General features: G+C 57.9%; 14 protein-coding genes. 10 read left to right on the forward strand and 4 right to left on the reverse strand.

The window, feature by feature from the left end; all coding sequences use genetic code 11:
- Window positions 1-18: 18 nt before the first annotated feature.
- The 3 genes from ampC to OK412_RS08110 all read left to right on the forward strand — a co-directional run bounded on the left by ampC (window position 19) and on the right by OK412_RS08110 (window position 2,185).
- The gene (gene ampC / locus OK412_RS08100) at window positions 19-1,173 is read left to right on the forward strand and encodes a class C beta-lactamase (protein ID WP_264353013.1); all 1,155 of its coding nucleotides are present in this window, start codon (window positions 19-21) and stop codon (window positions 1,171-1,173) included.
- 89 nt (window positions 1,174-1,262) lie between these two features.
- Entirely contained in the window at window positions 1,263-1,715 is a 453-nt protein-coding gene (locus OK412_RS08105) for an antitoxin Xre/MbcA/ParS toxin-binding domain-containing protein (protein WP_010244850.1), read from the forward strand.
- Complete coding sequence (locus OK412_RS08110; RefSeq protein ID WP_033757682.1) at window positions 1,715-2,185, forward strand: RES family NAD+ phosphorylase; 471 nt, start codon at window positions 1,715-1,717, stop codon at window positions 2,183-2,185. Before OK412_RS08105 ends, OK412_RS08110 begins: the two co-directional genes overlap by 1 nt.
- Before the next feature lie 39 nt (window positions 2,186-2,224).
- On the opposite strand, the gene OK412_RS08115 is transcribed toward OK412_RS08110, so the two are convergent.
- From OK412_RS08115 to OK412_RS08125, 3 genes are all read right to left on the reverse strand, one after another.
- Complete coding sequence (locus OK412_RS08115) at window positions 2,225-4,048, reverse strand: glycoside hydrolase family 15 protein (protein WP_033767271.1); 1,824 nt, start codon at window positions 4,046-4,048, stop codon at window positions 2,225-2,227.
- A 93-nt stretch (window positions 4,049-4,141) separates the two neighbouring features.
- Window positions 4,142-5,035: an SDR family oxidoreductase gene (locus tag OK412_RS08120; protein WP_010244858.1), complete on the reverse strand. Its 894-nt coding sequence runs from the start codon at window positions 5,033-5,035 to the stop codon at window positions 4,142-4,144.
- 264 nt (window positions 5,036-5,299) lie between these two features.
- Window positions 5,300-6,334 carry a LacI family DNA-binding transcriptional regulator gene (locus OK412_RS08125; RefSeq protein ID WP_132498649.1) on the reverse strand — a complete coding sequence of 345 codons (1,035 nt, stop codon included), beginning with the start codon at window positions 6,332-6,334 and terminating at the stop codon, window positions 5,300-5,302.
- A 221-nt stretch (window positions 6,335-6,555) separates the two neighbouring features.
- Here OK412_RS08125 and OK412_RS08130 point away from each other — a divergent pair, with 221 nt between their 5' ends.
- From OK412_RS08130 to OK412_RS08145, 4 genes are all read left to right on the forward strand, one after another.
- Window positions 6,556-7,581: an ABC transporter substrate-binding protein gene (locus OK412_RS08130; protein WP_033757674.1), complete on the forward strand. Its 1,026-nt coding sequence runs from the start codon at window positions 6,556-6,558 to the stop codon at window positions 7,579-7,581.
- 87 nt (window positions 7,582-7,668) lie between these two features.
- Window positions 7,669-9,894, forward strand: a complete 2,226-nt coding sequence (locus tag OK412_RS08135; protein WP_264353014.1) for an ABC transporter permease — start codon at window positions 7,669-7,671, stop codon at window positions 9,892-9,894.
- A complete protein-coding gene (locus OK412_RS08140) occupies window positions 9,891-10,952 on the forward strand; it encodes an ABC transporter ATP-binding protein (RefSeq protein WP_264353015.1) in 1,062 nt (353 codons plus the stop codon). The genes OK412_RS08135 and OK412_RS08140 overlap by 4 nt, the downstream gene beginning before the upstream one ends.
- Before the next feature lie 23 nt (window positions 10,953-10,975).
- Window positions 10,976-11,770 carry an inositol monophosphatase family protein gene (locus OK412_RS08145; protein ID WP_033757665.1) on the forward strand — a complete coding sequence of 265 codons (795 nt, stop codon included), beginning with the start codon at window positions 10,976-10,978 and terminating at the stop codon, window positions 11,768-11,770.
- A gap of 33 nt (window positions 11,771-11,803) precedes the next feature.
- Here the strand turns inward: OK412_RS08145 and OK412_RS08150 are convergent, their stop codons facing one another.
- Window positions 11,804-12,241, reverse strand: coding sequence for a GNAT family N-acetyltransferase (locus OK412_RS08150; RefSeq protein ID WP_264353016.1), 438 nt, complete (start codon window positions 12,239-12,241; stop codon window positions 11,804-11,806).
- Between the two features lie 180 nt (window positions 12,242-12,421).
- On the opposite strand from OK412_RS08150, the gene hipB reads away from it, so the two are divergent.
- The 3 genes from hipB to OK412_RS08165 all read left to right on the forward strand — a co-directional run bounded on the left by hipB (window position 12,422) and on the right by OK412_RS08165 (window position 14,294).
- Complete coding sequence (gene hipB / locus OK412_RS08155) at window positions 12,422-12,670, forward strand: type II toxin-antitoxin system antitoxin HipB (RefSeq protein WP_010244879.1); 249 nt, start codon at window positions 12,422-12,424, stop codon at window positions 12,668-12,670.
- Entirely contained in the window at window positions 12,670-13,983 is a 1,314-nt protein-coding gene (locus OK412_RS08160) for a type II toxin-antitoxin system HipA family toxin (RefSeq protein ID WP_264353017.1), read from the forward strand. The genes hipB and OK412_RS08160 overlap by 1 nt, the downstream gene beginning before the upstream one ends.
- 104 nt (window positions 13,984-14,087) lie before the next feature.
- Window positions 14,088-14,294, forward strand: coding sequence for a type II toxin-antitoxin system MqsA family antitoxin (locus OK412_RS08165; RefSeq protein WP_010244885.1), 207 nt, complete (start codon window positions 14,088-14,090; stop codon window positions 14,292-14,294).
- Window positions 14,295-14,372: the final 78 nt, after the last annotated feature.

The raw sequence follows: 14,372 nt of genomic DNA on the forward strand, positions 1-14,372 counted from the left end.
AGAATCCCTTAGTTGCCAATGAAAAAGTCTTTGTTTTATCTCGCGTTATTCTCTCTTTCTGCCAGCTGTGTCGCCGCCGATCTCTCTTCACAGCAGGTTACTTCTCTGGTTAAAGCCGCGATCGAACCGCTGATGGAGCAGCAGGAGATCCCCGGCATGTCGGTGGCGGTGCTTTACAAAGGCCGGGCGCAGTTTGTGAACTTCGGCGTGGCCGATCTCGAATCACGCCGCCGGGTCACGGAAAACACGCTGTTTGAGCTGGGTTCAGTGAGCAAAACCTTTACCGGTACCCTGGCCGGCGTCATGATCCGCAACGGCGAAATACGCCTTAACGATCCGGTGCAAAAGTACTGGCCGCAGCTGACCGGTGAGCAGTGGCGTCCGGTGCGGATGCTGCATCTGGCGACCTATACCGCGGGCGGCCTGCCTTTACAGTTGCCGGATGACGTCACCGATCAGGCTTCGCTGCTGCGTTTCTATCAGGAATGGCAGCCAGAGGCAGCGCCCGGCACGCTCCGGCAGTACTCTAACGCCAGCATCGGTCTGTTTGGTTCGCTGATGGTGAAAGGGGATTATGAGCAGGCGATGGCGCGAAATGTGTTTCAGCCACTGCGTCTGACGCGCACCTATATCACCGTGCCGCCCTCGATGATGCTGGACTACGCCTGGGGCTATAAAAATGGCCAGCCGGTACGGGTCTCACCCGGCATGCTGGATGCAGAAGCCTACGGCGTTAAATCCACCGCGCGTGACATGCTCACCTTTATGCAGGCAAATGTGGATCCTAACCGCCTCTCTTCGGGGAATGCCGTGCTGCGTAATGCCATTCGCACCGCGCAGGCGCGCTACTTCAAAGTCGGCACCTTGTTTCAGGGACTGGGCTGGGAGATCTACGACTGGCCGGTGACTGCCGACACGCTGATGGGCGACAGCGATAATGGTGTTGCGCTGCAACACCGCCCGGCGACGCTGCTCAATCCGGTCGGGCCGTCACAGAGTGCCAGCTGGGTGCATAAAACCGGTGCAACCAATGGATTTGGTGCCTATATCGCCTTTATTCCTGAGAGGAACAGCGGCGTCGTGATACTCGCCAACAAGAATTACCCTAATCCGCTGCGTATAAAGGCGGCGTGGCAGATTCTGCAGGCGTTACAGCAGGAGAAGCCTGAGTAACAGGCATCACGCTTGCTCAGCGACGGGGTAAAGCTGGCACCGCCTGTTCATTTGCGCTAAAATAAAAATCAAATGAACAGGAGGCTGCTATGTCTATCGCCATCTACACACCCGCTCAGCATCGTCGCGACAATTCGCTGCTGCATGCCCTGAATCTGCCGGAAACACTGCCTGATGCGCACCAGCGTATTGCGGTAGGGTTCAGCAGCGGCGTGCTGAAACGCACGGCGTCGTTGTCCACCTTTGACGAAGGCTGGCTGTGCCGTCTGGCGGGCATTGATCGCACCACCTACAACCGCAAAGTTAAAGATCCGCAGCAGACCTTTTCGCCCGATCAGAGCGGACGGATCTACATGCTGATCCGCGTCCTCTCTGCTGCCAGCAAACTGTTCCGCGACGACAGGCAGCGTCTGGTGCAGTGGCTGGAAACGCCCGCCAAAGCGCTGGGCGGTAAGAAACCGGCGGAGATGACCACCACGGTGGCGGGTGCAGAAGCGGTGATTAACCTGATTGGCCAGCTTGAGCATGGCGTGATTACCTGATGGCGGTACGTTTCTTTCGCCTGGTGAAGAGTGAGTATGCGATAACCGCCTTTGATGGTTTTGGTGCCCGCACTTACGGGGGGCGCTGGAATTCCGTGGGAACGGTCTGTGTCTATATGGGATCAAGCCGGGCGCTCTGTGTACTTGAGGCGCTGGTTCATCTCACCATTCAGGATCTGTCACACGACTACTCAATGCTGTCGATTAGCGTCCCTGAATCGCTGATTACCGAGCTCTCGCTGGCGGCACTACCCGATGACTGGCAGGCCGATCCTGCGCCATCGTCCACGCGGCAAATTGGTGACGACTGGCTTGCCAGCCCGGATAACGGCCTGGTGCTGAAGGTACCGAGCACGCTGACCGGCGAGTGGAATGCGCTGTTCAATCCCCGTCATCCGGCAGCGGCTGGCATCATCAGTAAGGTGGTGGTGGAGCCATTTTTCTTCGATCCGCGTTTCAGGCTGCAGTAGGGCACGGATTCGCCACTTTCCTAAGCGCAACATCTCACATCACGCTGGGGCCTGCGATTCCGATAGCGCCTGCGCCGCGCAGATCAGCGCCAGATGACTCAGCCCCTGTGGCATATTGCCGCGCCAGCTCTGGCTGCGGACGTCATACATCTCATTGAAGATATCGACGTTACCGTGGCCGTTCAGCGTAGCCAGGATCTCCTGCATCGCCTGTTCTGCCTCATCCGCCTCACCCATCTCTGCCCAGGCTTCCACCAGCCAGAAGGCGCAGGCGAGAAAGGTACTCTCTTCTTCTCTTACCCCGCTGTAGCGATAGAGCATGGCGCTGCCGTCACCCAGTTTTTGCCGGATAGCACGGTAGGTCGAGAGCATCCGCTGCGGATTGACCGCGTTGCCGTAGCTGTGAACCAGCGCCAGCGACGCGTCGAGGCGATCGTCACTGCCGGCGTAAAAGAGATAAGCCTGCTGTTGCTCTGACCAGCAGTGAGACTCAATCCAGTCGCGGATACGGTCACGTTCCCGCTGCCAGCGTCCCAGCCAGGTCGGTTCGATATGCTGGCTTTCTGCCAGCGCCACCGCCCGATCCAGCGCCATCCAGCAGGCCATTTTGGAGTGGGTGTAGTGTTGCAGCTCCGGCAGCTCCCAGATGCCGCAATCCTTCTGCCGCCAGTGATCGGCGCAGCAGTTCGCCAGCTCGCCCAGCATGCGCGAGGTGGTGATATCCAGCACGTGTCCCGCCTCGATAAAATGCTGGGCTGTCACCAGCATGTCGCCATACATACTGAGCTGCAGCTGGTCGCGGGCATTATTGCCGACCCGCACCGGCTGAGAGTTCTGATAGCCGCTCAGCGGCGGATAACGTTCAGCGGGGACCTCATCACCATTCAGGGCATAGCAGGCGCGCAGCCTGACGCCATGGCGCATGATGGTCTGCGACAGCCAGGAAAAGGCCGCCTTACAATCTTCCAGCGCCCCGAGATAGACGAAGGCTTTAATAATCAGGCAGGCGTCGCGCACCCAGGCGTAGCGGTAATCATAATTTTTTTCGCCGCCGATCCCCTCCGGCAGGGAGGTGGTAGCAGCAGCAGCCAGTGCGCCGGTCGGGGAGTACCAGAGAAACTTCAGCGACAGGGCTGAGCGCTTCACCAGCGTCGGGTAGCGGCCCTCATAACTCAGGCTCTCCACCCAGCTGGTCCAGCCGGTGTGGCTGGTTTCAATCCGCTGATCGATAGCCTCCAGCGGCGGCACCGCCAGTGGCTCTTTCTCGGTCACCAGCAGCGCGCAGAGCGAGCGGGAACCGGCATAGGTACGCAGCGTAGCGCAGACCTGCTCGTCATCCAGCTCTGTGATCTGAATATCTTCGCTGGTTCGCAACATCGCCATGATCTCCGCGATGTGAAACACCTTGCCTTTCTCATTATCGGCCACCCACGGTGAACGGGTTTCGGCGGCGGTGCCGAAGCGCAGGGTGATCGCTAATTCCACTTCACCGCTGACACCCTCTATGCGGCGAGCCAGTTCGCACCAGGGCAGACGGCCCGCCAGCGTGCTGTTAATCGATTCGGTCAGCAGCACGGTGCCGTCACGGGTTTCGAAGCGGGTCTCCAGCACGTTGCTGTTATCGCGGTAGCGGCGTGAGACCTGATAAGGCGCACGCGGGACAATCTGGAAGTAACCACCGAGTCCGGCATCAAGCAGGCGATCAAACAGGGGCTTTGCGTCGAGATTGGGCGCGCACCACCAGTCAATTGAACCGTCCGGCGCAATCAGCGCAACAGAACGGCCTTCACCAATGGCGGCATAATCACCCAGGCCCGCAAAGCCCTCTTTTCTGACCGGCGAATGAAAGATCGGGTTTTCCATAATCTGCTTCCTTATATCACGGTGGCGAGGTTTCTTAAGCGGGGCAAAAGCGGGACAAAAAAATGGCCGCGTTATGCGGCCACCTGAGTGAGATTACAGCGTACCGGTGCCGCCATCAGAACACCAGACCTGCCCGGAGGAGTAACTGCTCTCGGTTGAGGCCAGGGTAACGTAGAGTGGGGCGATCTCAACCGGCTGGCCCGGACGGCCCATCGGTGTATCGGCACCAAACTGCTTCACTTTCTCCATCGGCTGTCCGCCGCTGGACTGCAGCACGGTCCAATACGGCCCTGGTGCAACGGCATTAACCCGGATACCGTCGCCACCCAGCTGCTTCGCCAGGGATTTGGTAAAGGCGACGATGGCCGCTTTGGTCTGCGCATAGTCGAGCAGAATATCGCTGGGTTTAAACGCCTGTACGGACGAGGTATTAATAATGGACGCACCGCGTGGCAGATATTCCAGCGCCGCTTTGGTGATCCAGAACATCGCATAAACGTTGGTTTTAAACGTTGCGTCAAAATCTTCCGTACTCAGGGTCCGGATGGACTCATTAAATTGCTGACGACCGGCGTTATTAACCAGAATATCCAGGCCACCTAATTTATCGGCTGCCTCTTTGACCAGCTGCTGACAGAATTCTTCAGAACGAATGTCGCCCGGAATAGCAAAAACTTTACGGCCTTCCGCTTCGATTAATTTAATCACTTCATCGGCGTCGGGCTGTTCTTCCGGCAGGTAGTTAATCACCACATCTGCGCCTTCACGGGCATAAGCGATAGCCACCGCGCGGCCAATACCGGAGTCACCGCCGGTGATCAGCGCCTTGCGGCCGGTCAGTCGGCCCGTGCCGCGATAGCTGGTTTCACCGTGGTCGGGAACCGGGATCATTTTGCTGGCCAGGCCTGGCGCCTGTTGTGGCTGATCCTCAAAAGGAGGTTTAGGAAATTGATCCAGATCGAGCGTCTTGTTAGTTGGTGTAGCCATTGTATGCTCCTTGAACAGAGTTATCTGAGACATTAAGCCTGGCACAAATGTGATATTTGTCACATCTGACTGCTGATTCATTGAGCAGTTAAAACCAGAAGAACTTAATAATGCAGATAAAGCGTAGACAGAAAATCGGAACACTGTGCAGTAGCGTCCGATTATTTTTCAGTGCAGGGGCGGGATATTTAAAGCGAAGCGTAAGATCGGTTGTGGATTATTTCAGGGCGTAATTACATAGCGGAAGAAAATAAAAAAGGGCGGTTAACCGCCGCGTACCGAACCGCGCCAGACCACATCTACCGGATATATTCTCCGCTCCTGCTGCTGTTCATTTTTTGGCATCAGCGTCTCCGGTTGCGCTTCCGTCTCTATCAGCCAGGCAATGGCGTCGCGGGCGAACTGTTCCACTGGCTGCGCAAAGGTCGTGAGGTTGTAAGAGGCCCAGCCCGACTGCGCGATATTATCGTGTCCGATGATGCAGAGATCGTCCGGAATACGCAGCGCAAAGCGGTGACGCGCCTCATCCATAAAGCCGCAGGCGAGCAGGTCGGTGGCACAGTACACCGCATCAGGGCGAACTTTACGCGTCAGCAGACGCTGGGCCAGAATCTGGCCGCTTTCGTAAGAGGTGGTGCCGAACTGCTCCACCTGGACCGTGACGCCTACTTTCTGCGCGGCGGCCAGAAAATCCGCTTCGCGCTTCAGCAGACTCGGCGTTCCCGCCAGTGAATTCACAAAGGCGATGCGGCTGCATCCCGCCCGCACAAACGCGTTAACCGCCATTTCTGCGGCGGGGCGGGAGTCGAGGTTGATACTGAGCGTGCCGGGCAGGGACTCGTCGCGGTTAATCAGCACCAGATGCTGACCATGTTTGTAGCAGAGCCGGGTGATACCGCTGTCCGGCATGCCGGAGAGAATAATCGATGCGTCGGCGCGAAAATTAATCGCCTGCTGCAGCGCGGCGGAAACGCGCGCATCAGATCGGTCAGTGTTAATCAGCATCGCCACTTTTCCCGCTTCCTGCAGATACTGGGTCATCCAGCGCACCAGGCTGGCACGGTAGGGCGTGTCAACCTCGGAGGCAATTAAGCAGACGATGCCGCTGCGGTTGCGCACCAGGCCGCGCGCCAGATGATTGACGTGATAGCCCAGTTCCTCCGCCGCTTTCATCACCCGCTGACGGGTAGCATCTGACACGCTGGCCCCCGGTGTAAAGGTGCGGGAGACTGCTGAGCGGGAGACGCCCGCCCGGTCAGCCACATCCTGCGCACTCACCACCGCCTTTAGCTGCTGCATGTTCTCTCCTCGCCTGACATTGTCTGCACTGAGTTTGCCTGAAGTTGCAAGGCTGTGCAAAAAATACAGATGGGCGAAAGGTTTCAAATTTGTGACAGCGACTGACAATTGCTTAACAACTAAATTGACACTGCAGCAGGGCCGCCGTACTAATCTGCACATATGTTTGCACACATGTGCAAAAACTGGCGCGCCTGCGTCATCCAGCCCAGGAGAACACCATGCGTTATTCCTCTCTGCTCGCTGCTGTAATTGTCTGCCCTATAGTGCCGTTTGCTGCCTCGGCGGCGGGCAATCTTAATATGATCTGCTCAGCCGACGTGGTGGTGTGCGAACAGATGACCACGCTGTTCAGCCAGTCCCATCCCGATATCAAACTCAGCATGGTGCGGCTCTCTGCCGGTGAAGCCTATGCCCGTATCCGCAGCGAGGCACGCAATCCCCGTACCGATATCTGGTGGGCCGGTACCGGCGATCCGCATATGCAGGCCGCCGAAGAGGGGCTGACCCAGGCCTATAAATCGCCACTGCTCGATCAGCAACAGCCCTGGTCACAAAAAGTGGCGGAGATCTCCGGTTATCGCACCGTGGGCGTTTATGCCGGTGCGCTGGGCTGGGGCTATAACACCAGACTGCTGGCGGAGAAAAAGCAGAAAGTGCCTGCCTGCTGGGCGGATTTACTCGACCCTGGCTTTAAAGGCGAGATTCAGATCGCCAATCCCAACTCTTCCGGCACGGCCTATAACACCCTGGCGACGCTGGTGCAGATCATGGGCGAAGACAAAGCCTTTGACTACCTGAAGAAGCTCAACGCCAACATCTCGCAATATACCAAGTCCGGCTCTGCTCCGGTCAAAGCCGCCGCGCGCGGTGAAACCACTATCGGCATTGTCTTTATGCATGATGCCGTCGCGATGGAAGTAGATGGCTTCCCGATTAAGCCCGTCGCGCCCTGTGAAGGCACTGGCTATGAAATTGGTTCAATGTCGATCATCAAAGGGGCACGAAACCTGGCCAATGCCAAAGCCTGGTATGACTGGGCGCTCAGCGCTGAAGCACAGTCGCATATGAAAGAGGCGAAATCGTTCCAGCTGCCCTCTAACCGCAAGGCGGAGATCTCTGAATATGCACCGCGCTTCGAGAACATCAGGCTGATCGATTATGACTTTAAAACCTATGGCGACTCAGCAAAACGCAAAGCGCTGCTGGGCCGCTGGGATAAAGAGATTGGTGCCAGCGCACAATAACGGTGGTGCGCCCCGGTCACCTGAGCCGGGTCTGTGCCAGACCGCGGTGGCGTAAGCCTGATGTCCGCTTCCTGATCGAGGTGATTTATGAATGCGCACAATCGTCGCTTAACCGGCGCGCTGCTGGCAGGCGCCATCGCGCTGACGCTGCTGCCCTGGTATAGCCTGGAGCAGGGCTTCTTCTCGTGTGACTGGCTGTTCAGCTTATGGGGTGATGAGAACAATGCGCCTGCGCTGGGGCAGCTCGCGTTACACAGCTGGCTGGGCATCGCCGTGGCGCTGTGGCTGCTCTGTGCTGGCAGCGCCTTTCTGCCCCCGGGCCGCACCCGCAGCACGCTGCTGCTGCTGTTCAGCACCTGCGGCATTCTGTTTCTGGTGCTGGAAGGGCATGCCATCGGTTTCAATGGCTGGAACTGGTTATGGCTGGAGAACCTCGCCGGCCCGCTGGCGCAGGGACAACCCGCGATGGGTGCGGGTGCGCTGCTGCTGCTGACCATATTTTTGCTGATTTTTGCCTTTGCCCTGTCGGAGCGCGGCGTGCTGAGAGGCGATGCATTTGTGGTGGCATCGATTGTGCTGCTGGTGGCGCTGGTCACGACCTTTGTGCTCTATCCGGTGCTGAGCCTGTTTGTCGCCTCGGTGCAGGATATTGATGGCAGTTTTAAACCTGACGGACTGATTGCCAATATGCAGGATCCCGCCATCTGGAGCCTCGGCTGTTTTACCGGTGGCACCTGCGGCACAGCCTGGCGCACGCTGGGACTGGCGCTGATGACGGCCAGTGGCGCTACGTTGCTGGGACTGGCGTTTGCACTGGCGGCGACGCGCACCTCGCTGCCGTGTAAAAAAGCGCTGCGGATGCTGACCATTCTGCCGATTATCACGCCGCCTTTTGTCATTGGTCTGGCGCTGATCCTGCTGTTTGGCCGCTCTGGCGTAGTCACCGAATCGCTGGCGACACTGTTCGGCATCGAGCCGGGCCGCTGGCTCTATGGCATGACCGGCATCTGGATTGCCCAGGTACTCTCCTTTACCCCCATCGCCTTTCTGGTGCTGATTGGGGTGGTCGAGGGCGTCAGTCCGTCACTGGAAGAGGCGTCACAGACCCTGCGTGCCAGCCGCTGGCGCACTTTCTCCCGCATCTCGCTGCCGCTGATGGCGCCGGGGCTGGCCAACGCCTTCTTAATCAGCTTTATCGAAAGCATGGCCGATTTCGGTAACCCGATGGTGCTGGGCGGGAGTCACGGCGTGCTGTCGACGGAGATCTTCTTCTCCGTGGTTGGCGCACAGAACGACCCGAGTCGCGCGGCGGTGCTGGCGATGATCCTGCTGGGCTTCACCCTGGCCGCTTTTCTGGTGCAGCGCGTCTGGCTCTCCGGCAAAAGCTTCGCCACTGTCACCGGCAAAGGCGACGGCGGCCGTCATGTGATGCTGCCGCGTCCGGTGCGCTACAGCGTCTATGGCATGGTGATACCCTGGGGTCTGTTCACACTGGTGATCTACGGCATGATCATGATTGGCGGCTTTGTACAGTCCTGGGGACTGAATAACAACCTGACGCTGGATCACTATATCCGCGCCTTTAGCGTCAGCGTTAATCAGGGGCAACTGGTCTGGAGCGGCGTTGCCTGGAGCTCTTTCTGGACCACGCTGGAGATCGCCCTGATCGCCGCGCCCCTCACGGCCATTGTCGGACTGCTGACCGCCTGGCTGATTGTGCGACAGAAGTTTGCCGGTCGTCAGACCTTTGAATTCATGCTGATGCTGAGCTTTGCCATTCCCGGCACGGTGATTGGTGTGAGCTATGTGATGGCGTATAACCTGCCGCCGCTGGAGATCACCGGTACCGCGATGATCCTGATCGCCTGCTTTGTCTTCCGTAATATGCCGGTTGGCGTGCGTGGTGGTATTGCGGCGATGAGCCAGCTGGATAAAAGCCTGGATGAAGCTTCACTGACGCTGGGTGCAAACAGTTTCCGTACCCTGCGCAAAGTGGTGCTGCCGCTGCTGAAACCGGCCATCAGCGCCGCGCTGGTTTACGCCTTTGTGCGGGCCATTACCTCTATCAGCGCGGTGATTTTCCTGGTCAGCGCCCAGTACAACATGGCGACCTCGTACATTGTCGGGCTGGTGGAGAACGGTGAGTATGGCGTGGCGATTGCCTACTCCTCGGTATTGATCGTGGTGATGCTGCTGATCATTGGCCTCTTCCAGTTGCTGGTGGGCGAACGTCGCCTGCGTCGTGCAACCCAACCGGCGGTGATTATTGCCGCACCCTCTGCATCCACTCTGACTCAGGAGAGAGCCGTATGACGACCCTTAACGCCGGATCGGTGGTGTTTGAACATGTCGCAAAGCGTTTTGCCGGTTTTACTGCCGTGCCGGATCTGTCGCTCACCGTAGAGCCGGGTACGCTGGTGACGCTGCTCGGGCCGTCCGGCTGCGGCAAGACCACTACGCTGCGACTGCTGGCCGGGCTGGAGCATCCCACCGCAGGGCGGATTCTGATTGGCGGCAAAGATGTCACCCATCTGCCCGCCAACGAGCGCGACGTGGCGATGGTGTTTCAGTCCTACGCGCTGTTTCCCCATATGAACGCCATCGACAATATTCTCTACGGGCTGCTCTCCTCGGGCATGAACAAACGCGAGGCGCAGGACAGGGCGCGCGAGGGGCTGAAGCTGGTGGGTCTGGAGAGTCAGGGGCAGCGGTTGCCGTCGGAGCTTTCTGGCGGACAGCAGCAGCGTATTGCGGTCGCCCGCGCGCTGGTGCTGGAACCGCAGGTGCTGCTGCTTGATGAGCCGCTATCGAACCTTGATGAGCGTCTGCGCCGTCGGGTGCGCACCGACATCCGCGATCTGCAGCAGCGGCTCGGGTTTACGGCGGTTTATGTGACCCATGACCAGGAGGAGGCGCTGGCGGTCTCCGATAAGATTATTGTCATGAAAGAGGGGGATATTGCCCAGCAGGGTGCGCCGGAGACGCTTTACCATTCACCCAATTCGGTCTTTATCGCGGACTTTATGGGGGAGGCGAACATTCTGCCCTGTGAAGTGGAAGAGGCGGATGCGGATGACGCGCTGGTCCGCCTGGGTAATCAGCGCTTCCGGGTACGAGGTGCCGGTGCAAAAACCGGCAGTGCTCAGCTGGCGGTGCGACCGCAGTTTATTACGTTGTCCGGCGACGGTCAGGGGGCGCTGCAGGGGGAGGTCATTCACAGCACCTGGCTGGGTGACCATATCGAATATGAAGTTGCCACCGAACTGGGCGCGCTGTTCATTATCGATCCGCAGATGGAACAATGTCTGCCGCTTGCCGCCACAGTCGGCGTCAACTTCAAGCCGCAGGGCCTTGCCCTGATTGCCCGTTAATCTGACTAACTCAAGGAGTTCGCATGGAATCGCATGATGAAATAATGGCGCGTCTGGCTTTAGCGGAAGCCGTTGCCCGTGAAGGTGGCGCGACGGCGTTATCTTACTTCAACCGTCGCGAGACGCTGGTGGTGGAGACCAAGTACGATTTGCAGGATGTGGTGTCGATTGCTGACCGTGAAGTGGAGCAGCTTATCGCCAGCCGTATACGGGATGCGTTTCCCGATGATGGCTTTCTGGGTGAGGAGTCGGGACTGCAGGCGGGAGAGTCTGACTACACCTGGGTGGTTGATCCAATCGATGGCACCAGCCCGTTTCTCAATGGGATGCCGAGCTGGTGTGTTTCCGTCGCGGTATTGCGCGGCGATGTGCCGGTCATCGGGGTGATTTTCGCGCCGACCTATCAGGAGTGCTACGTGGCGGCACTGGGGCAGGGCGCGACGCTCAACGGTCATCGTCTGCAGGTCGATCCCACACGCACGCTGCAAAACCACGTTACCGGTTTTGGTGCCAACAGTTATGTCAGCCCGCAGCAGGTAGGCGAGATTGTGGCAGCACTATTGTCGGCAGGCGGTAACTTTATCCGTATTGGTTCCGGCGCACTAATGCTGGCCTGGGTTGCCGCCGGTCGGGTCGTGGGTTATTACGAACCCTATATGCACGCCTGGGATTGCCTGGCGGGTTACTGCCTGGTAAAAGAAGCGGGCGGCTGGTACCACCCGTTTAACACCGAAGGCGATCGCATCACTAAAGGCGCGCAGGTTCTGGCCGTGGCACCGGGTGCCGAAGCAGATCTGCGGCGCATTGCCGGTTTGTAATTATGTGACCCTGTCACGCTGATGGTACTGCGGTCAGCGTGATGCCTTTGGCCGTAGCGTTTTGGTCAGATAGTGACGCTGCATACCGGTTTGCGGAAAATCGGGCAGGGACATCTGCGGCTGATAACCCTGTTTCTGATAAAACGGCAGGGCCTGAAAACTAAAGGTATCCACCAGCGCATAGAGACATCCCATCTTTCCCGCCTCCTGCTCTGCGGCTTCCAGCAGTGCGCTGCCCAGACCACTGCCACGGAGCGTTTCGTCCACCCAGAGATAATCGATACAGAGCCAGTTTCCTTTGCGTGTGGCGATCACTCCCCCGCGCAACATTCCCTGTACGTCCCTGTGAGAAACCGACAGCGGTCCCCAGTTATCGCGGCTGATGAACTGCCGGTTGTAAGCCCCCAGTCCTGCCAGCAACTCTTCCCGATCGTCGTCGTTGACCTGATGGGTAAGGGTAAATGTGCTCATCCTCGTCCTCTTTTAATCGTGGTTCCGGCTTATCCCTCATAAAGGATAATTGTGTAATTATCCGCTATGGGGTATAAAGTGATTATTATCCTCTCCAGGGGGTAAAAGCTGTTTTATACCCTGCCGGGGATAATGCCCCTGCGCTATGCTTACAGCCTGTGATCCAGAAGGAGCCACCCCATGATATACAGCCCGCTACAGCTGGCAAACCGGCTAAAGCTCATTCGTCAGCGCAATGGCTGGACCCAGAGTGAACTGGCGAAGAAGGTCGGCCTGAAACAGGCCACCATCTCTCACTTTGAAAATGCCCCTGACAGTACCTCGCTGGCAACGCTGTTTAAGCTGTTACAGTCGCTGGAGCTGAGTCTGGAAGTTCAGGAGAAAGAGGAGGCCGGTGCGCCTCAGCTGCATGATGAGGATGAGTGGTAATGCAAAGGCTGATTGCGTGGATGAACGGCGAGCGGGTAGGCGTACTCACCCGCCAGCGAAACGGCGCTCATGAGTTTCAGTATGATACCGGCTGGCTGAGTAATCCGCTCTCCAGGCCGCTGTCACTTTCGATGCCGTTGCAGGTAAAGGCTCTCACCTCACACGCCGTGATTAACTTCTTCGATAACCTGCTGCCGGATAGCCCATTGATTCGCGACAGAATCGTGGCGCGTTACCAGATTAAATCCCGTCAGCCGTTTGATCTGTTGCAGGAAGTGGGACGTGACAGCGTCGGGGCGACTATGCTGCTGCCGCCCGATATGCCACTGCCCGCACTGCAGGCCCGCTATGAAGTGCTGGATGAAACCCGGCTCGAAAGCGTGCTGTCGGCCTATCAGTCAGATATCCCGCTGGGGATGCTGCGTGAAGAGACCGATTTCCGTATCTCGGTCGCAGGGGCGCAGGAGAAAACCGCACTGCTGCTGACCGATGAAGGCTGGAGCATTCCTGCCGGTGCCACGCCCACCTCGCACATCATTAAGCTGCCGATCGGAGAGATTAAACAGCCGGCCGCGACGCTGGATATGCGTGAAAGTGTGGAGAATGAGTATCTCTGTCTGGCGCTGGCCCGTGCACTCGGTATCGACGTGCCGCAGGCAACGATTATTCGTGCCGGACAGATGCGCGCCCTGGCGGTAGAACGTTTCGACCGCCGCTGGTCACGCGATAAAACCCGGTTGATTCGCCTGCCGCAGGAGGATTTCTGTCAGGCGCTGGGACTGCCATCTTCAACCAAATATGAGTCGGATGGCGGGCCGGGTATTGCGGAAATCATGCAGATACTGATGGGATCGAGCAACGCCATCGAAGATCGCTATCGCTTTATGATGTTCCAGGTGTTTCAGTGGCTGATTGGCGCAACCGACGGTCACGCCAAGAACTTCTCACTGTTTATTGAGCGCGGCGGCAGTTATCGACTGACTCCCTTTTATGATGTGATCTCCGCTTACCCGGTACTGGGCGGCACCGGTCTGAACAAGCGAGCGCTGAAACTGGCGATGGGTCTGCGTGCCACTAAGGGGAAGAAGACAGAGATCGACAAAATCTTCCCGCGCCATTTTATCGCCACGGCAAAAAGCGTCAGTTTTGATCGTGACAGTTTGCAGCAGATCTTCGACTTCTTTATTAAGGCCTTTCCCCAGGCAGTGGTCTCGGTGCGCGATGCTTTGCCGCCCGATTTCCCACAGCACATCGCCGACGCCATCTTCAGTCACTCACTGATTATGCTGGAGCGGCTGCGGTACAAAGAGTGATGGCGCTTATGAGCTGGCAATATCCTGAAAAACCTCTCCTCCTGTGTATGGCTAAAAGCCTGTCGGCTATGCTTATCTGACAGGCTTAACAGGAGAGTCATGGTATGAAGTGTCCGGGATGTGAAGGAGAGGCGTTTGTGTACGCCACGCGCGACGTCAGTCTTAATACGGGTAATCCGGAGGACGTTGTGCCAGATGTAAAGGGCGATCACTGCATCCGCTGTGGAGCGGTGATTATGAATGCCGGAACGTCGGAGTTATATCCCGAAAAGGCTGAAGCGCTGGAGAATGCAGGCGTGCCCATCAAATAACATAGAGAGCCCGTTTAGCGCGGGCTTCTTTGTCTCTGTTACAGGTGAATGTCCCTCTTTTGATAACACGCAACGAGT

The organism is Pantoea sp. JV6 (genome assembly GCF_025910055.1).
GTDB lineage: Bacteria > Pseudomonadota > Gammaproteobacteria > Enterobacterales > Enterobacteriaceae > Pantoea > Pantoea agglomerans.

Excerpts from the sequence above, each read along its gene's own strand:
- OK412_RS08110 (WP_033757682.1), top strand. The coding sequence starts at position 1,715 with ATGGCGGTACGTTTCTTTCGCCTGGTGAAGAGTGAGTATGCGATAACC.
- ampC (WP_264353013.1), top strand. The coding sequence starts at position 19 with ATGAAAAAGTCTTTGTTTTATCTCGCGTTATTCTCTCTTTCTGCCAGC.
- OK412_RS08135 (WP_264353014.1), top strand. The coding sequence starts at position 7,669 with ATGAATGCGCACAATCGTCGCTTAACCGGCGCGCTGCTGGCAGGCGCC.
- OK412_RS08145 (WP_033757665.1), top strand. The coding sequence starts at position 10,976 with ATGGAATCGCATGATGAAATAATGGCGCGTCTGGCTTTAGCGGAAGCC.
- OK412_RS08125 (WP_132498649.1), bottom strand. The coding sequence starts at position 6,334 with ATGCAGCAGCTAAAGGCGGTGGTGAGTGCGCAGGATGTGGCTGACCGG.
- OK412_RS08130 (WP_033757674.1), top strand. The coding sequence starts at position 6,556 with ATGCGTTATTCCTCTCTGCTCGCTGCTGTAATTGTCTGCCCTATAGTG.
- OK412_RS08150 (WP_264353016.1), bottom strand. The coding sequence starts at position 12,241 with ATGAGCACATTTACCCTTACCCATCAGGTCAACGACGACGATCGGGAA.
- OK412_RS08165 (WP_010244885.1), top strand. The coding sequence starts at position 14,088 with ATGAAGTGTCCGGGATGTGAAGGAGAGGCGTTTGTGTACGCCACGCGC.
- OK412_RS08105 (WP_010244850.1), top strand. The coding sequence starts at position 1,263 with ATGTCTATCGCCATCTACACACCCGCTCAGCATCGTCGCGACAATTCG.
- OK412_RS08120 (WP_010244858.1), bottom strand. The coding sequence starts at position 5,035 with ATGGCTACACCAACTAACAAGACGCTCGATCTGGATCAATTTCCTAAA.
- OK412_RS08160 (WP_264353017.1), top strand. The coding sequence starts at position 12,670 with ATGCAAAGGCTGATTGCGTGGATGAACGGCGAGCGGGTAGGCGTACTC.
- OK412_RS08140 (WP_264353015.1), top strand. The coding sequence starts at position 9,891 with ATGACGACCCTTAACGCCGGATCGGTGGTGTTTGAACATGTCGCAAAG.
- OK412_RS08115 (WP_033767271.1), bottom strand. The coding sequence starts at position 4,048 with ATGGAAAACCCGATCTTTCATTCGCCGGTCAGAAAAGAGGGCTTTGCG.
- hipB (WP_010244879.1), top strand. The coding sequence starts at position 12,422 with ATGATATACAGCCCGCTACAGCTGGCAAACCGGCTAAAGCTCATTCGT.